This window comes from Streptomyces sp. CA-249302, from assembly GCF_050936785.1.
Classification (GTDB): Bacteria; Actinomycetota; Actinomycetes; order Streptomycetales; family Streptomycetaceae; genus Streptomyces.
The window spans coordinates 851603-867700 of sequence record NZ_JBNJMG010000001.1 but is presented as its reverse complement, the minus strand read 5'-3'; the positions used below and the strand labels follow the sequence as shown (position 1 = coordinate 867700).

General features: G+C 71.3%; 14 protein-coding genes. 9 read left to right on the top strand and 5 right to left on the bottom strand.

The window, feature by feature from the left end; genetic code table 11:
- Positions 1 to 56 precede the first annotated feature (56 nt).
- The 7 genes from ACQEWB_RS03865 to ACQEWB_RS03835 all read left to right on the top strand — a co-directional run bounded on the left by ACQEWB_RS03865 (position 57) and on the right by ACQEWB_RS03835 (position 6616).
- Positions 57 to 782, top strand: coding sequence for a type 1 glutamine amidotransferase (locus ACQEWB_RS03865; protein WP_432827028.1), 726 nt, complete (start codon positions 57 to 59; stop codon positions 780 to 782).
- A 128-nt stretch (positions 783 to 910) separates the two neighbouring features.
- A complete protein-coding gene (locus tag ACQEWB_RS03860) occupies positions 911 to 1528 on the top strand; it encodes a DUF6629 family protein (protein WP_432827026.1) in 618 nt (205 codons plus the stop codon).
- Positions 1529 to 1640: 112 nt separating this feature from the next.
- A complete protein-coding gene (locus ACQEWB_RS03855; protein ID WP_432827024.1) occupies positions 1641 to 1805 on the top strand; it encodes a hypothetical protein in 165 nt (54 codons plus the stop codon).
- Positions 1775 to 2149, top strand: coding sequence for a tRNA-dependent cyclodipeptide synthase (locus ACQEWB_RS03850; RefSeq protein ID WP_432827022.1), 375 nt, complete (start codon positions 1775 to 1777; stop codon positions 2147 to 2149). Before ACQEWB_RS03855 ends, ACQEWB_RS03850 begins: the two co-directional genes overlap by 31 nt.
- Before the next feature lie 183 nt (positions 2150 to 2332).
- Positions 2333 to 4624: an MMPL family transporter gene (locus ACQEWB_RS03845; protein WP_432827020.1), complete on the top strand. Its 2292-nt coding sequence runs from the start codon at positions 2333 to 2335 to the stop codon at positions 4622 to 4624.
- 109 nt (positions 4625 to 4733) lie between these two features.
- Positions 4734 to 5939 (top strand): sensor histidine kinase, encoded by a 1206-nt coding sequence (locus ACQEWB_RS03840; protein ID WP_432827018.1) that lies wholly within the window; start codon positions 4734 to 4736, stop codon positions 5937 to 5939.
- Positions 5936 to 6616: a response regulator transcription factor gene (locus ACQEWB_RS03835; protein ID WP_432827016.1), complete on the top strand. Its 681-nt coding sequence runs from the start codon at positions 5936 to 5938 to the stop codon at positions 6614 to 6616. Before ACQEWB_RS03840 ends, ACQEWB_RS03835 begins: the two co-directional genes overlap by 4 nt.
- A gap of 42 nt (positions 6617 to 6658) precedes the next feature.
- Here ACQEWB_RS03835 and ACQEWB_RS03830 read toward each other — a convergent pair whose 3' ends face one another.
- Complete coding sequence (locus ACQEWB_RS03830) at positions 6659 to 8137, bottom strand: aldehyde dehydrogenase family protein (protein ID WP_432827014.1); 1479 nt, start codon at positions 8135 to 8137, stop codon at positions 6659 to 6661.
- A gap of 44 nt (positions 8138 to 8181) precedes the next feature.
- Positions 8182 to 9207: an oligopeptide/dipeptide ABC transporter ATP-binding protein gene (locus ACQEWB_RS03825; RefSeq protein WP_432827012.1), complete on the bottom strand. Its 1026-nt coding sequence runs from the start codon at positions 9205 to 9207 to the stop codon at positions 8182 to 8184.
- On the opposite strand from ACQEWB_RS03825, the gene ACQEWB_RS03820 reads away from it, so the two are divergent.
- The gene (locus tag ACQEWB_RS03820; protein WP_432827010.1) at positions 9206 to 9784 is read left to right on the top strand and encodes an aldo/keto reductase; all 579 of its coding nucleotides are present in this window, start codon (positions 9206 to 9208) and stop codon (positions 9782 to 9784) included. The two genes, ACQEWB_RS03825 and ACQEWB_RS03820, sit on opposite strands and share 2 nt — an antisense overlap.
- A gap of 80 nt (positions 9785 to 9864) precedes the next feature.
- On the opposite strand, the gene ACQEWB_RS03815 is transcribed toward ACQEWB_RS03820, so the two are convergent.
- Positions 9865 to 11235, bottom strand: coding sequence for a hypothetical protein (locus ACQEWB_RS03815; protein WP_432827008.1), 1371 nt, complete (start codon positions 11233 to 11235; stop codon positions 9865 to 9867).
- A gap of 346 nt (positions 11236 to 11581) precedes the next feature.
- Here ACQEWB_RS03815 and ACQEWB_RS03810 point away from each other — a divergent pair, with 346 nt between their 5' ends.
- The gene (locus tag ACQEWB_RS03810; protein ID WP_432827006.1) at positions 11582 to 13201 is read left to right on the top strand and encodes an MFS transporter; all 1620 of its coding nucleotides are present in this window, start codon (positions 11582 to 11584) and stop codon (positions 13199 to 13201) included.
- Positions 13202 to 13216: 15 nt separating this feature from the next.
- On the opposite strand, the gene ACQEWB_RS03805 is transcribed toward ACQEWB_RS03810, so the two are convergent.
- Positions 13217 to 14860, bottom strand: coding sequence for a serine/threonine-protein kinase (locus ACQEWB_RS03805; protein ID WP_432827004.1), 1644 nt, complete (start codon positions 14858 to 14860; stop codon positions 13217 to 13219).
- Positions 14861 to 14951: 91 nt separating this feature from the next.
- Positions 14952 to 16019, bottom strand: coding sequence for a glycerophosphodiester phosphodiesterase family protein (locus ACQEWB_RS03800; protein ID WP_432827002.1), 1068 nt, complete (start codon positions 16017 to 16019; stop codon positions 14952 to 14954).
- Between the last annotated feature and the right edge of the window lie 79 nt (positions 16020 to 16098).

The following is a 16098-nucleotide window of genomic DNA, read 5'->3' as shown; positions in this document are numbered from 1 at the left end:
GGTCGCCGTGCGGGCCTTGCCGTACGGGAGACCTCGTGCATATTATTTGACCTCAAATGAAAGGAACGGCAACCGCCCCACGAGCCCTGCTCGTCCGCCACGACCACGCCTCCCTGTCCGGCCCGGTGGGCGGGCGGCTGGCCGAACTCGGCTATGCGCTGAACGAGTTGACCGTCGTACCCGAGGAGCAGTACCTCACCCCGGGTGTCCGGTTCGTCTTCCCCGACCCCACCGCATACGACGTGGTCGTCCTGCTCGGCGCCCCGTGGTCCGTCTACGACCGGGGCTCCGTCGCCCCCTGGATCGACGGCGAACTGCGCCTGCTGCGCACCGCGCACGCCTCCGACATCCCGGTGCTCGGCATCTGCTTCGGCGCCCAGGCGCTGGCCACCGCGCTCGGTGGGCGGGTGGAGCGGGCGCCGCGGCCCGAGATCGGCTGGACGGCGATCGAGACCGATGCACCCGAGCTCGTGCCCGAAGGGCCTTGGTTCCAGTGGCACTTCGACCGGTTCGGGACGCCGCCGGGAGCCGTCGAGCTGGCGCGCAGCGCCGTGGGACCGCAGGCCTTCCGGGCCGGGCGCTCGCTCGGGGTGCAGTTCCACCCCGAGCTGACCGAGGAGACCCTGCGCATGTGGCTCGACCTGGGCGGCCGCCGGGAGGCCGAGCGGCACGGCGTGGACCCCGACCGGCTGCTCGCCGAGACCGTCGCCCGGAGGGACGAGTCCCGGGAGCGGGCGCATGCCCTGGTGGACGTGTTCCTCGCCCAGGTGGTGCGCGGGTAGAGGTCAGGAGCCACCAGGTCACCGGCGGTCCGTGGACGCCGTGGACGACCCCGTCGTTCTTGAGCGGGATTCTGCATGGAGACCGGGTCCCGTTGGAATTGCGGCACGGTCGACGTCATGGTGGTGGGATGTGCTGGAGTGCGACGGCCGATCTCGTCGCGGGGACCGCGATCGCCGGTGTCGGGGTCGCCTGCGTGGCGCGGGCGCAACGGACCCGCGACCTTCCGCTGGCCGCGCTGCCCGTGCTGCTCGGGGCGCACCAGCTGGTGGAGGCGTGGGTCTGGCATGTGGGCGGCGGCACCGGCCCGGCCGTCGTCGCCTGGACCGTGATCGCGTTTCCGCTGCTGGCGGTGTGGGTGCCGGTCGGTGTGCTGTGCGCGGCCCCGCGGCAGGCCAGGCGCCGACTGGTGCTGCCGCTGGCGTGCGGTGTCGCGACCGCGGTGGCCCTGGTTCATGCGCTCACCACGCATTCCGTGCGGGCCGAGATTCGCGGGCACACCGTCGGCTACGTGCTCGGGTTGTCGCACGGGAGCCTGGTGGTCGCGGGGTATCTTCTGGCCACGGTCGGTTCGCTGCTGCTGTCCGGCGACCGCCGGCTGCGCGGGTTCGGCTTCCTGGCCGGGGTGGGCGCGCTGGTCTGCTACGCGTTGTGGCGGCTGGAGTTCGTGTCGACGTGGTGCGCGTTCGCGGCGGTCTGCTCGGTGGTGATGCTCGGGTGGGCCGGGCGCCGACGGCCGAGGTACTGAGCCGCGGACCCCGGTTATTCCCGCCGATCATGGTGGAGCTGTTACCAGGACCGCTGATCCTCTGTTCAGGAGGGTCCTGGCTGAGTCCGGCCGCACGGCGCAGTGTGGGCCCATGAACACCGCCGAGCCGTCGAAGACCCGCATCCGTGTGACGCCACTGCGCCGCCTGCGAGGCGACACGTACGTACCACGCGAGGCCCGTGAGATCCCGTTGAAGGGCCAGGTCGTCGGGCAGACTCCGGTGCCGTGGAGCCCGGTTTCGTCACCGAGCCGCTGACCGACCGCTGCCGGGCCCACGAGAACGGCCCCAAGATGCGCAACCGCAGCACGGCGGGGACAGGGGCCCTCGGCCTCGCCTGTACCGAACTCCACATCCTCGACTGGCGGTTCCTGCGGGGCAACGGCCCCTTCCAGACCCTGCACCGGACGGTCCTCGCCCACTTCGAGACCAGCCGCGCCTTCCGGGACCTCTGTCTGCGCGAGTCGCGCGCCGTGGTCGGAGCCGCCTCGTCCGTGTACTGCTACCACCGCACGACCCCGTTCGTGGAAGCGCTGTACGGCGGCGACCTGCCGGTCCGGCCGAGCCCGCGCCAGGGATACGTCGTCGTACGGCCCTGGTGAGTCGCCCGCTGCCGCGGAGGTCGTCGTACCGGCGTATGAGGCCGGGACCGCCGACGTACTGCGGTTTCAGTAGTCGGTCCTCCGGATCCAGTAAGCGTGAGTGCCAGTAGCGGGACGACGACGGCCGTACGGCTGCCAGGACAGGCTGAGGGGCAAGCGCGAACAGATGCGGAGTCCCTTGACGTGGCAACATTTCTCTATCGACTGGGCCGGTTGGCCTTCCGACGGCGCTGGTACGTCGCCCTGCTGTGGGTGGGAGTGCTGGCCTGCGTCGGGTTGAGCGCCCTGCGAGCCCCGGGAGCCTCCGACGAGGAGTTCTCGATGCCCGGCATCGAGTCCCAGAAGGCGTACGACCTGATGGAGCAGCGGTTCCCGGGTGCGGCCGCCGACGGCGCCACAGCCCGCGTCGTCTTCGTCGCCCCCGAGGGGCAGAAGGTGACCGCCACCGAGAACAAGCAGGCCGTCGAACGGACGGTGACGGAACTCGGCGACGGTTCGCAGGTCGCCGGCGTCGCGGATCCCTTCAAGTCGGCCGCGGTCAGCAAGGACGGCACGACCGCGTACGCGACCGTCACCTACAAGGCCGCGTCCAGTGACATCACCGACGCGAGCCGCGCCGCGCTGGAGCAGGCCACCCACCAGGCCCGGGACGCGGGCCTCAAGGTCGAGACGGGCGGCAGCGCGATGGACAGCGGCGGCGGGCCCGGCGGGGTCGCCGAGATCATCGGCATCTCCATCGCCGCGGTCGTCCTGCTGATCACCTTCGGCTCGCTGGCCGCCGCCGGACTGCCGCTGCTGACCGCCGTCCTCGGCGTCGGCCTCAGCATGTTCACGATCCTGACCCTGTCCGACGCGCTCGGCCTGTCGACGTCGACCGGCACGCTCGCGATGATGCTGGGCCTGGCGGTCGGCATCGACTACGCCCTGTTCGTCGTCTCCCGCTACCGCGAGGAACGCGCCAGGGGACAGGCACCGCAGGAGGCGGCCGGGCTCGCGGTCGGTACGGCCGGGTCGGCAGTGGTCTTCGCCGGACTCACCGTGGTCATCGCGCTGGCCGGCCTCTCGGTGGTCGGCATCCCGATGCTCACCAAGATGGGCCTGGCCGCGGCCGGTGCGGTGGTCGTCGCCGTCCTCGTCGCCCTGACCGTCGTGCCCGCGCTCCTCGGCTTCTGGCCCAACGCCGTGCTGTCCGGCGCCGTACGCAAGCAGGGTCGAAGCCGGCGCGGATGGGTGCGGCGGCCGGGGAAGGGATCACGATCGGCCACCGCTGTCGAACCCGCGGCCGCCTCCGCCTCCGCCTCCGGCGACGCGAAGGACAACCACGGCACCCGCTGGGCCCGCTTCGTCCTGCGCCGCCCCGTCCCCGTGCTACTGCTGAGCGTGGTCGGCCTGGGCGCCCTCGCTCTGCCGGCGACGGCGCTGCAACTGGGCATGCCCGGTGACGAGGCCAAGTCCACCTCCACCACCGAACGCCGGGCCTACGACGACCTCGCGGAGGGTTTCGGGCCCGGCTTCAACGGGCCGCTGACCATCGTGGTCGACGCCAAGGGCGCGGACGACGCCAAGACGGCCGTGAGCACCATCAGCGAGAAGATCGGCGGGACGAAGGGAGTCGTCTCGGTCTCCAAGGCCCACTTCAACGACGCCGGCGACACCGCGGTGTTCACCGCGACCCCGTCCACCAGCCCCACCGACGAGAAGACCAAGACCCTCGTCAAGACCATCCGGGACGAGCGCCCCGCGACGGAGGCGGCGACAGACGGCGCCTCCTTCGAGGTCACCGGCACCACGGCCCTGAACATCGACATAGCCGGGAAGGTGCAGGCGGCGCTGATCCCGTATCTCGTCGTCATCGTCGGCCTGGCCGTCGTCCTGCTGCTGGTGGTCTTCCGGTCCCTCTTCGTCCCGCTCAAGGCGGCGCTCGGCTTCCTCCTGTCCGTCCTCGCGGCGCTCGGCGTGGTCGTCGTGGTCTTCCAGCAGGGGCACGCTGCCTCGCTGCTGGGCGTGGAGCAGACCGGGCCGATCATGAGCCTGATGCCGATCTTCCTGGTGGGCATCGTGTTCGGTCTCGCCATGGACTACGAGGTGTTCCTCGTCTCACGGATGCGGGAGTCGTACGTCCACGGGGAGACCGCCGAGCAGGCGGTGGTCTCGGGGTTCCGGCACAGCGCCCGCGTGGTGGTGGCCGCCGCTCTCATCATGATCGCGGTCTTCGCGGGGTTCGTCGGCGAGGACGACTCCATGATCAAGATGATCGGGTTCGGCATGGCCTCCGCCGTCCTCTTCGACGCCTTCGTCGTACGGATGGCCCTGGTACCGGCGGTCCTCGCCATGCTCGGCGACCGGGCCTGGTGGCTGCCGAAATGGCTGGACCGGATCCTGCCGCGGGTCGACATCGAGGGCGAGGCCCTCACCCGGAGCCCGGCACCGGTGCCGGACGCGACACCGGACGAGCCGGCCGAGGCACGGGTCTGACCGGCCATCGCGCCCCCGGGCCGCCCGCGCTGCCGAGCGCGGGCGGCCCTTACGGCACCCCGCGCGCACGTCGTCCACCATGGACGCAGGCACTTCACCAGGAGAACCGATGACCCTCAGCTTCGACCGGCCCACGGCGCGCTACACGCGTGTCGTGGACGCGGTGACGGTCGCCGCGGTGCTGGGCTGCGCGGCCCTCGGCGCCTCGCTCACCATCCCCGGCGTCGACCAGCCGCAGGACGACACCCCCGGCTTCGTCCTCGCCGCGGTCGCCTGCCTCGCCCTGTGGCGGGGACGCAGCCACCCGCGCACTGCCGCCACCGTGGCCACGGTCTGTACGGTGGCCACCGCCGCCCTGGGCTATGTGCTCACCCCGCTGCTGCTGGCACCCCTCATGGTCGCCCTCTTCTGGGTGGCCCAAGGAACCGACCGGCGCACCACCCGCGTGTGCGGTCTGGCTGCCATGGCCACGACGGTGATCTCCGCCATCCTGGACAACCCCAGCAGCGAGATGGTGGTCCTGAGGACGGTCGGCCCGGTTCTGTGGCTGCTGCTGCCCCTGGTCGGCGGCAGCGGCGCCCGGCTGCGGCAGGCCTACCTGGAGTCCGTGCAGGCCCGCGCCTCGTACGCCGAGCGCACTCGCGAGGAGGAGGCGCGCCTGCGGGTCGCCGAGGAACGCATGCGCATCGCCCGCGAGCTCCATGACGTCGTCGCCCACCACATGGCCGTGGCCAACGCGCAGGCCGGCACCGCCCGCCACCTCGCGCCCACCCACCCCGAGCAGGCGCAGCGGCTGCTCGAAGAGCTGACGGTCACGACCTCGTCCGCGCTGCTCGAACTCCGGGCCACCGTAGGGGTGTTGCGGCAGACCGGCGACCCCGACGCCGAGTCCCTGGAACCCTCACCGGGCCTGGAGCTCCTCCCCGACCTGGTCTCGACGTGCGCGTCCGTCGGGCTCGACGTCACCGTCAACACCGAGGGCGAGCCCCGGCCCCTGTCTCCGGGCGTGGACCTGACGGCGTACCGGATCATCCAGGAAGCCCTCACCAACGCCACCAAGCACGCGACCGATCACACGGCTCACGTGCGGCTCGCCTACACCGACTCGCGTCTGAAGATCACGGTCACCAATGGCGGCGCCGTCGCCGGCTCACCGCTGCCGGGCGGCGGTTTCGGGCTGATGGGCATGCGCGAACGCGCCCACTCCGTCGGCGGCGACCTGCGGGCCGGCCCGCTCCCGGACGGCGGCTTCGAGGTCAGCACCGCGCTGCCGCTGCAGCACGCATCCTCGGAAGAGCAAGAGGCGGCCCTGTGAGCATCCGCGTCCTGCTCGCCGACGACCAGGCCCTGCTGCGGGGGACGTTCCGGCTCCTCATCGACTCCTGCGAGGACATGGAGGTGGTCGGCGAGGCCGCCAACGGACAGGAGGCGCTGGAGCTGGCCCGCGTGCACCGGCCCGACATCGTCCTGATGGACATCCGCATGCCCGGCACGGACGGCCTCGCCGCCACCGCCGCCATCTGCGACGACCCCAAGCTGGCCGGAACCCGGGTGCTGGTCCTGACCATGTTCGAGACCGAGGAGTACGTCGCCCAGGCGCTGCGCGTCGGAGCCAGCGGCTTCCTGGGCAAGTACGTCACCACGGACACCCTGCTGGCCGGCATCCGCACCATCGCTTCCGGCGAGGCACTCCTCTCACCGGGTGCCACCCGCGCCCTCATCACCCGCTTCCTCACCGCCCCGGCCCCCGGCGCCCTCCTGGCACCCCCGGAACGCCTCGCCGACCTCACTCCGCGCGAACGCGAGGTCACCGTGCTCGCGGCGCGCGGCAGGTCCAACGACGAGATCGCCGCGGAACTGGTCCTGAGCGTGCTGACCGTACGCAGCCACATCCAGCGCTCCCTGACCAAGCTCGGCGCCCGGGACCGCGCCCAACTCGTCGTCATCGCCTACCAGACCGGGCTCGTACGCCCTGCACCGCCCCGGAGATGACGGAGTCCGTGGTTGATCGGGCTCTCGCCTTCGATCCAGGTCTCACCCCGCATTGATGACCACGCACTTCACCTGCGTCCAGTCCTCCAGATAGTCCGGCCCCATGGAGCGCCCGAACCCGCTGTGCTTGTAGCCCCCGAAGGGCGCGCCGATCGCCCCGGCCGGGCCGCCGTCGCCGAGTGTGTTGACGGCGACCTGGCCGGCCTGGACCCGCCGGGCCAGGCGTACGGCGCGACCGACGTCCTGGGTCCAGACGGTGGCGGTGAGGCCGTAGCGGGTGCCGTTGGCGAGCGCGACGGCCTCCTCCTCGTCCTCGTAGGTCAGCACGGACAGCACCGGGCCGAAGATCTCCTCCTGGGCGATGCGCATTCCGGAGGTGACCCGGTCGAAGAGGGTCGGCTCGACGAAGTACCCGTCGTCGTACGGCTCGCCGGTCAACTTGCCGCCGCCCACGACGACTTCGGCACCCTCAGCCCGCCCGATGGCGAGGTAGTCCAGCACCCGCCGCTCCTGCCGGGCGTTGATCAGCGGACCCATGTCGACCGCCTGGTCCCACAGCCCGACGCGTACGGCCCGGAAGGCGTCGGCGACCTCGGCGACGAGCCGGTCGTGCAGCGAGGGGTGGACCAGGACGCGGGAGCCCGCCGCGCAGACCTGGCCGCTGTTCATCACGATGCTGCGCACGATCGCCGGGACGGCCTTCGCGAGGTCGGCGTCCGGCAGCACGATCTGCGGGGACTTGCCGCCCAACTCCAGTTGCAGAGGTATGAGGTTGCGGGCGCACGCCTCCATCACGGCGGTGCCGGTGGCGGGCGAGCCAGTGAAGCTCATCTTGCGGATGCCGGGGTGGGCGGGAAGGGCCGCGCCCGCCTCGGCGCCGTACCCCGTGACGACGTTGAGGACGCCGGGCGGGACGCCCGCCTCCAGAGCGAGCCTGCACAGGTAGAGGGCGGTGAGTGGCGCGTCCTCGGCGGGCTTGAGGACCACGGTGTTGCCGGCGGCGATCGGGGCGGCCGTGTTGAAGACCGTCATGGGGCCGGGCGCGTTCCACGGGATGATCGCGCCGACCACGCCGAACGGCTCGCGAAGCGTCAGACCGAGCAGGTCGGGGGAGCGGGTGGGCAGCGTGTCGCCGAAGACCTTGTCCGCCTTGCCGGCGAGGTACGTCAGGCGCGCGGCGATGGGGGAGGGGTCGACGGGGTGGCCGACTTCGAGGGCCTCCAGGAGGTTGATGGTGTCGTCGTGCTCGCGGACCGACTCGGCCCAGCGGTAAAGGAGTTCGCCGCGTACGGCGGGGCTGGTGTCGCGCCAGGCGGGCAGCGCCTGCTCGGCCGCCCGTACGGCGTCGTCGACGTCCTCGGCGGTACCTCGCGGTACGTGGGCGAGGAGCGTGGCGGTGGCCGGGTTGACGACTTCGAGTACGGCCTTCGAGCGGGCGGGGACCCACTCGCCGGCGATGAGGTGCGTGCCGTCGGGCAACAGCGCGGCGATGTCGAGGTGGGCGGGGGCGGTGGTGGTCATTCTCGTCCTTGGGGGGAGGCAACTGTCGTATGGGGAGCTGGAGTTCAGGCGTCGCGGTCGGTTCGTGCCGCGCCGATCGCAGCGCCCGCCAGCGCGTCGATCTCGTCGCGGCGACGGCAGGCCACGGCCACTCCGTCGCGGTCGACGAGGTCCGGCACCCTCGTCCGGCAGGCGTCCTGCGCGAACGGGCAACGGGACGCGAAGGCGCAGCCCTCGCTGCTGCGTCCCGCCGTGGGGATCGAGGCGGGCGCGAGCCGCCGTTCGGCCCGGCGGCGGCGCTGGACCACCGGATCCGGCACCGGAGCCGCCGCCAACAGCGCGCGGGTATAGGGGTGTTGAGGGGTTTCGGCGACCCGTGCCGCCGGGCCGCGTTCGACGACCCGGCCGGCGTACAGGACGACGATCGTGTCGCTGAGGTAGCGCACCACGGAGAGGTCGTGCGAGATGAACAGGTAGCTCAGGCCGCGGGTCCGCTTGAGGCGGGCCAGCAGGTTGAGGACCTGCGCCTGCACCGAGAGGTCGAGCGCGCTGACCGCCTCGTCACAGACCAGGAACTCGGGCTCCATCACCAACGCCCTCGCGATGGCGATACGTTGACGCTGGCCGCCGGAGAACGACGCCGGGTAGCGGCGCGCGGCGCCCGGCGGCAGGCCCACGTCGTCCAGGGCGCGCAGGACGCGTTCCCGGATCTCCTGCGCGGGCAGGCCCAGGTTGTACCGCAGGGCCTCGGCGAGGATGTCCTCGACCGTGTGGGCGGGGTTCATCGAGCCGTACGGGTCCTGGAAGACCACCTGCATACGGCGGGCGAGGAGCCGGCGGTCGGCGCGGGTGCGCTGGGTGATGTCGGCGCCGTCAAAGGCGACTCTGCCGCCGGTCGCGGGCACCAGGCCGAGGACCGCCGAGCCGATGGTCGACTTGCCGGAGCCGGACTCGCCGACCAGCCCGACGGTCTCGCCGCGGCCCACGGTCAGGTCCACCCCGCGTACCGCGTCGACGTCGCCGCCGCGCAGCCGGGACCGGCGGTAGGTGACGTCCAGGCCGCGTACCTGGAGCAGGGCCGCGTCAGTCATGGGCCGGACCTCCACCCGGACGGTCGCCGAACTCGCCGACACGCTCGTGGAGTTGGTAGAGGCCGGATACGCCCGCCGCACAGGGGTCTCGAACTGGCCCGCCGACCGTCTCTCGTCCCTCGCGCAGCACCTGGCCGAGCGCGGCCACACCGCGGTGGCCAGCTACCAGTTCAGCCTCGCCGAGCCCGACCCGGCCCGCATGAACGGCAACATCCACGCGGACGCCGCCGTACTGCGGGCGGTCCACGACCACCGACTCCCGCTCGTGAGCTGGTCGTCCCAGGCCCGAGGCTTCTTCGCCCGCCCCGACGCCGGGCAGAACGACGTCCGCCCGGACGCCTTCGACACCGAGCAGAACCGCGCCCGCCGCCGACGCTGCCGGGAGCTCGCCGCCGAACTCGGCTCGAGCCCGGAGACGGTCGCCCTCGCCTGGACACTGCGCCACCCGGGCGTATGGCCGTCGATCGGCCCGAAGACACCCCGACAACTGAACCGCTCACTCGACGCCCTGCACCTGTCCCTCACCGACGAACAGGCGCACTGGCTGCGGCACGGCGGCGAACGCCCGGCGGGATGACGGCAGTCGACCCGCGCGGTACCGCACCGGCAAAGGGCCGCCGACGGACGCTCCCGCCGACGGCCCCCTCCCCGACAGCCCTACTTGAGCCCGTGCAGCACGTCGGCGATCCTCGCCGCGACCGTCTCGGCGGCGCCCTTGGCGTACGAGGAGTCCATCGCCTCGTAGGTGATGCGGGCGTAACTCCGCGCCTCCGCCATGTTCTTGGCGCCGCCCTCCAGCATCGACATCACGGCCGTGTGGGGGAACGGCGAGTGCTTCCTGATGTCCAGCGCGGTGTCGGTCGAGAGCTCCGGCGAGACGCCCACGAAGACGCCCTCGCCCACCCGGAGCACCCAGATCGGGACCTCGGCCGTGCCGGTCGGCGTGAAGTCGTACGTCTTCGTCGGCGCCGTCGGGTGTCCCGACGGCATGGTGTCGACCGTGACCGAGTCCGTCACCAGGCGTACTTTGGACGTCGTACTCCCCGCGGAGGTCCTGATGGTCTGCGCGACCCGGACGGCCTCGGTGCCCAGCCGCTCGCCCTGCACGGTCAGCAGGGTCCAGCCCGCGTCCTTGGCGTCGACCTGGGACCACTTCCGGTCCTTGTCGATGACGTACCGCTTCGAGCGGAACGCCGGGGCCTGGTCGCCGCAGGAGCCGACCAGGAAGAACCCGACCACACCGTCGCCGTACTGCTCCTCGACGTGCCGCACCGTGGCGCCCGCGAGGTCGGACGTGATGGGCAGGTCGCCGTTGGCCATGACGGATTCCATCATCACCGAGGACTGGACGCCGTAGTTGACGAGGACGGCGATCGGGTCGCCGTTGGCGTCGTCGAAGCGGGTGACGCCCACGCTCTTGTCGGAGGGGTCCGCCTCGCCGGTGCCCAGCCACCAGCCGTCGGCGGTGAGCACGTCCCGGTTGACGTTGACGTCGCACCTGCCGGTGCCGAAGCCGACGCGGGCGGGTTGCAGGCCCTTGACGGCCGCGGCGACCGCCGTGGTGGTGGCCTGCTTGATCTGCTCGACGTACTGCGCCGCCCCCGCCGAGCTGCTCGCGGCCTGCACGTGCGGGGCGGAGAAGGTGTGCGTGACGGTCACGACGATGTCGGCCGTGGCCACACCGGTCGCCTTGGAGATGATGGCGCGCATGGCCGCGATGGCCTCCGCGCTGATCGACGTCAGGTCCAGTACGGCGAGGGCGACGCGGCCGGATCCACTCTCCAGGAGCAGGATCCGCACGTACAGGTCGTCGTGGACGGTGGTGAAGCCGTCGAGCGGGAGGAGCGAGGCGGGGAAACCGATCGCCGCGCGGCCCGCGCCGACCTCGAGTACCGCTGCCGAACCCTGGGCCGCCTGCGCGGCCGTCGTACCGCCGGCCAGGGTCGCGGCCGTGACCGCGGCGACGGTGCCGCTGAGGAACGACCGCCGCTGAATCGAACTGCCTTCTTTCTCCTCCTGATTTCCCATGGAATGCACAGATCTCCTTCATGTGGGGGATGCCGGAAGGGGACCGATGTTGCTGATCGCGATCGGGACCGCAAAGTACGTCGCGCGTCAACTGAGATTGCGCATCCTGCAGAGCCGCCATGACCGGGAATTCTCTGCGTGACCTGTGAAAAGAAACTTCCATTCGGTGCGGTGGAGAAATTTGGTTCCGGATCGGTTCAGCTTAGTTTGCGGGTCCAACGACATGTCCCGGGCCGGGGGGCAGGTATACGGTCCGAAGCGAATTCCCTGATCAGAGCCGTCCTGGAAACGTCAAGAGGCGCTCTGTCCTGCCCAGTTCCGCCCGTACACGTCACGAAGAGGTGCCATGTCGGCCATCGCTGCCCATGCCTCGCCCCAGCCCCCGCAGCCACACCCCGCGCCCCGGCACGTAACGGCGACGATCGTGCTGGCCTGCCTGGGAGTGTTCGTCTCCTATCTGCCGGTCGTCGGCGTCTCGGTCGCGCTCCCGGTGATGCAGCAGGCGCTCGACGCCTCCACCGTCGGGCTCCAATGGATCACGGACGCCTTCATCCTGCCGACCGCGGCCCTGCTGCTGACCTGCGGCATGATCGGAGACCTGTACGGCCGGAAGAAGATGTACGTCGTCGGCCTGGCGGTGTTCTGCCTCGGCTGTCTGGTGTGTCTGACCGCGGGCAGCGTCGTACAGGTCTGTGTCGGCCAGGCCCTCACCGGCATCGGCACCGCGGCGCTGCTCCCGTCCACCCTCGGCCTGATCAGCCACGTCTGCCCGGACCGCAGCCGGCGCACCCGGGCGATAGCCCTGTGGACGGCCTCCCTGGGGCTCGGCCTGACCCTCGGCCCGCTGTTCAACGGCGTCATCGTGGAGCACACGAGCTGGCGGTGGATCTTCCTGCCCGCTCTGGTCATCGGCGTCCTCACGGCCGTGGCGGGAGCCATGGTCCTCACCGACTCCCGGTCCGACCGCGAGCGTCATCTGGACCTCCCCGGCCAGCTGCTGGCCATCGTCGCCATCACCGGGCTGGTGTACGGCGTCATCGAGGGCGGGAGCGCAGGCTGGGGCTCGGCCCAGGTGGTGATCGCGTTCCTGGCGGCCACCGTCGGCCTGCTCGCCTTCGTCCGGGTGGAACTGCGCTCGCCCTGCCCGATGCTGGACATGCGCCTGTTCAAGTCCGCCGCGTTCTCGGGGGCCGCGCTCGTGATGGCGCTGACCCTCTTCGCCCAGGTCGGCCTGGTCTTCGCGCTGAGCGAGTACTTCGGCCTCGTCCACCACGCCTCGACCCTGGACATCGGCGTGCGGCTCGTCGCCATCAACGGCTTCACCGTCGTACTGGGCCCGCTCGTCGGACGCCTGATGAACCGCACATCGCCCGGACTGCTGCTGGTCACCGGCCTCGTGATCGGCGGCATCGGCGCCCTCTGCGTGAACCTCTTCCAGGCCGACACCGGCACCGGCGAGGCGGCCCTGGTCATCGGCATCCTCGGCATCGGCATCGCCCTCGCCATGGCCCCGATCACGACGATCGCCATGAACAGCCTGCCGCACCGGCTGGCGGGCACGGCGGGCGCCGCCAACAGCGCCCTGCGCCAGATCGGCAGCGCGCTCGGCCCGGCCGTCTTCGGCGTCATCCTGACCAACCGCACTTTGGACACCCTGCCCGGCCACCTCGCCGCCTCCGGCCTGGGCGCCGCCGACCAGGGCCAGGTGAACGGCATGGTCTCCAACGTCGGCATCCAGGCAGGTGCCTTCCTCCACCTCAAAACCCCGCAGTCCACCGGCCAGGCCCTGTCCGCCTACGGCGCGAGCTTCACCGACGCCCTGCACACCTGCGCCCTCATCGGCGGGATCGGGATGCTGCTGGCCGCCGTCATCGCCCTGGTGACGATCGGCGTCCGTGCCAGGTCGGCCCAGGGAAGCGAGGCCGAGGCCGCGCCGGTGACGCAGCCGGCCGGTGACCTGAGCTGAAAGCACCGGGCGCCGTCACTGCGACGGCAGCTCGGTGGCGGTGAAGCGTTCGAAGCCCGCGTGGAAGCGGGTGCCCTGCGGGTCGGTCGCACTGTAGTGGAAGGCGGCCACCCCGCAGCCCCGCCCGTCGAAGGCGGCCCCGGTGTACGAGGCGACCCGGGTGCCGTCGACGGCGAGCTCCACCGTGATCCGGCCCGCGCCGGCCGAGGAACAGGTCATCGACATGTCCACCAGCTGCCGGGCCTCCACCCTGAGGCCGAGGTCCGCGAGGTCGGCCTCCACGACCCGGTCGTGCTGGAACTTCCCCTGGTAACGGAACTCCCGCACGAGCACGGCTTCCTGACCTGTCGTCAGATATGCCGCCCAGCGGGAGCCCTTCCAGTAGTCCCCGGAGCCGTTGCACCACAGCCCGACCCCGCCGTCGCCGCCGTACCACTCCGTCTGGGTGCTCAGGCGTACCGCGAAGGTGGACGGCTCGAAGGGCGCCTGCGGCCACACCTCCAGCTCGGTCCGCGGATCCACCAGCATGGTCCCGCCCTCATGGGTGACCTTGCCGAGGGTCGGGTCCTTGTACTTCCAGTCGCCGGAGTCGGTCAAGTCGTCGGTGTACGTGAGGGGTTGGGAGCCGACGGAGCTCTTGACCCTCCCGGAGGACACGGACGAGGACGTCGTGCCGGAACCCCGGCCCTCCGTGGCCGAGCCCCCCGAGGTGGTGATGAGCACGATGGCGAGCAGCACCGCCACCGCGGCACTGCCGGCCGCGAACCCCCACAGCCGCAGCTGCTTGGCGCTGATGCCGGAGCCGCCGCTCCCGCGCGACGGTGACGGGGGTGGCGTGCGCGATTCCGTGGTCGACTCCGCCCCGGAACCCTCCGCCGCCCCCGCGAGCCGGGTGACCAGCTGGGCGGCGGTGGGGCGCTCCGCGGGATCCTTGCGCAGGCAGTCGGCGATGATCGAACGGACCGGTTCCGGCACCGCCGTGAGATCCGCGTCGCGCTCGCACACCGCGACGAGCACCTCGTAGTCGCTCTCCCCGTCGAAGGGATGCCGTCCCGTGGCCGCGTAGTACAGCGTGCCGCCGAGCGAGAACACGTCGGAGGCGCTGGTGACCCGGGCCGACTTGACCTGTTCGGGCGACATGTACGCGGGTGAGCCGAGCACGCTGCCGGGTGTGGTGAGCGCCGACTCCAGCAGCCGGTCGTCGCGGGCGATGCCGAAGTCGATGATCCGCGGTCCGTCCGGGGAGAGCAGGATGTTGGACGGCTTGACGTCCCGGTGCACGACCCGCACCCGGTGCACCTGCGCCAGAGCGTGCGCGACCGCCAGCGCCACGGACTGGAGCCGTCCGGAGGGCAGTGGGCCGTTGACGGCCACATGCTGGTGGAGCGTGGGACCGGGGACGAACTCGCTGACGATATAAGGGTTCCGCCCGGACAGGTCGGCGTCGAGGACCCGTGCCGTGGCGAGGTCGCCGACCCGGCTCGCCGCGCCGAACTCCCGGCGTACGCGGGCCAGCGCGGTCTCGTCGTACTCCTTGCCCGGCAGCAGGAACTTCACCACGACCTGCCGCCCGGCTCTGTCCCGGGCGAGCCACACCACACCCTGCCCACCCCGGCCCAGCTCGCGCTCGCAGACGTATCCGCCCACCGTCGACTGCATTCGCGGATCCATGCGCCCCCGCCCCCCAGCCCCGCCCCCGGTCCACGGCCGACCTCCAGCGTATCGGCGTCCCCGGGGCGTGACACGGCCGTCAGCGAGGTTCGTACGCCCTGGGCAGTCGCATCCCCCGATCCGCCATGATCTGCCGTACATGGTTGGGGTAGTTGGTGATGATGCCGTCGACGCCCATGTCCATCAGCGCCTCGACGGTGGCCGGGTCGTCGCAGGTCCACGGGACGACCTTGAGGCCCCGGGCGTGTGCTTCTCGGACCATCGTCCGGTCCGCGTAGAAGCGGAAGTCCGGGTCGCCGACCTTGCCGCTCTGCGGGAAGCCGTAGTTGGGGGAGAGGGCCCGGACGCCGGGGACGGTGGCGGCCGCCCTCACGAAGTCGCCGCCGTAGTCGTCGGCGTCGATCCCGCCGAGCCAGGGGGAGGCACCGGGCCGGCCGACCTGCAGGAAGTCGTAGTTGGTGAGGGCGACCAGCGGCCACTTCGGGGCCAGTTCGTGCATCGCCTTGAGCGCGCCCCAGTCGAAGGACTGGATGGTGACCTGGTCCTCGATGCCGGAGCGGTGGATCTCCTCGTACACCCGGCGCACGAACAGCGCGCGCGGCGCGGTCTGTTCGGGCGCGCCCGCCTCCACCTTGGTCTCGATGTTCAGCTTGACCTGTTTGGCGCGGTAGCTCTTGACCAGGTTCAGGACGTCCTTGAGCTCGACCATCCGGAAGCCCTTGACCACCTCCTGCTCGGGGAATCCCGGCAGTTGCTGGTAGCCGCAGTCCATCGTCTTGATCTGAGCCAGCGTCAGATCCTTGATGTACTTGCCGACATACGGGTACATCGGGTCGCCCGGTGTGACCGGCGCGGTGTCACGGCACTTGACGGAGCTGATCTGCCGGTCGTGGTTGACGACGACCTTCTCGTCCTTGGTGATGTGGGTGTCCAGCTCCAGGGTGGACACCCCGAGCCGCATCGCCTTGCCGAATCCCTCCAGGGACTCCTCGGTCGTCATGCCGATGCCGCCGCGGTGGGCCTGGAGATCGAAGCGGGCCTGGTGCGGCGGCGCCCCGGAGCCGTCGTACGTCGTCGCCTGTGCGGTCGTCGGGAGGACGAGCAGCGGAGCCAGCGCCAGGCCGGCGAGGGCATGTCTTGCGGACATCGGAACCTCACTCGTGTCGGGTTCGGGCCACCCAGACGCTAGTTGGGTTCGCCACAGGCTCAACGTCCCGCACATGATG

Excerpts from the sequence above, each read along its gene's own strand:
- ACQEWB_RS03860 (WP_432827026.1), top strand. The coding sequence starts at position 911 with ATGTGCTGGAGTGCGACGGCCGATCTCGTCGCGGGGACCGCGATCGCC.
- ACQEWB_RS03810 (WP_432827006.1), top strand. The coding sequence starts at position 11,582 with ATGTCGGCCATCGCTGCCCATGCCTCGCCCCAGCCCCCGCAGCCACAC.
- ACQEWB_RS03825 (WP_432827012.1), bottom strand. The coding sequence starts at position 9,207 with ATGACTGACGCGGCCCTGCTCCAGGTACGCGGCCTGGACGTCACCTAC.
- ACQEWB_RS03865 (WP_432827028.1), top strand. The coding sequence starts at position 57 with ATGAAAGGAACGGCAACCGCCCCACGAGCCCTGCTCGTCCGCCACGAC.
- ACQEWB_RS03815 (WP_432827008.1), bottom strand. The coding sequence starts at position 11,235 with ATGGGAAATCAGGAGGAGAAAGAAGGCAGTTCGATTCAGCGGCGGTCG.
- ACQEWB_RS03830 (WP_432827014.1), bottom strand. The coding sequence starts at position 8,137 with ATGACCACCACCGCCCCCGCCCACCTCGACATCGCCGCGCTGTTGCCC.
- ACQEWB_RS03805 (WP_432827004.1), bottom strand. The coding sequence starts at position 14,860 with ATGCAGTCGACGGTGGGCGGATACGTCTGCGAGCGCGAGCTGGGCCGG.
- ACQEWB_RS03800 (WP_432827002.1), bottom strand. The coding sequence starts at position 16,019 with ATGTCCGCAAGACATGCCCTCGCCGGCCTGGCGCTGGCTCCGCTGCTC.
- ACQEWB_RS03840 (WP_432827018.1), top strand. The coding sequence starts at position 4,734 with ATGACCCTCAGCTTCGACCGGCCCACGGCGCGCTACACGCGTGTCGTG.
- ACQEWB_RS03855 (WP_432827024.1), top strand. The coding sequence starts at position 1,641 with ATGAACACCGCCGAGCCGTCGAAGACCCGCATCCGTGTGACGCCACTG.
- ACQEWB_RS03820 (WP_432827010.1), top strand. The coding sequence starts at position 9,206 with ATGGGCCGGACCTCCACCCGGACGGTCGCCGAACTCGCCGACACGCTC.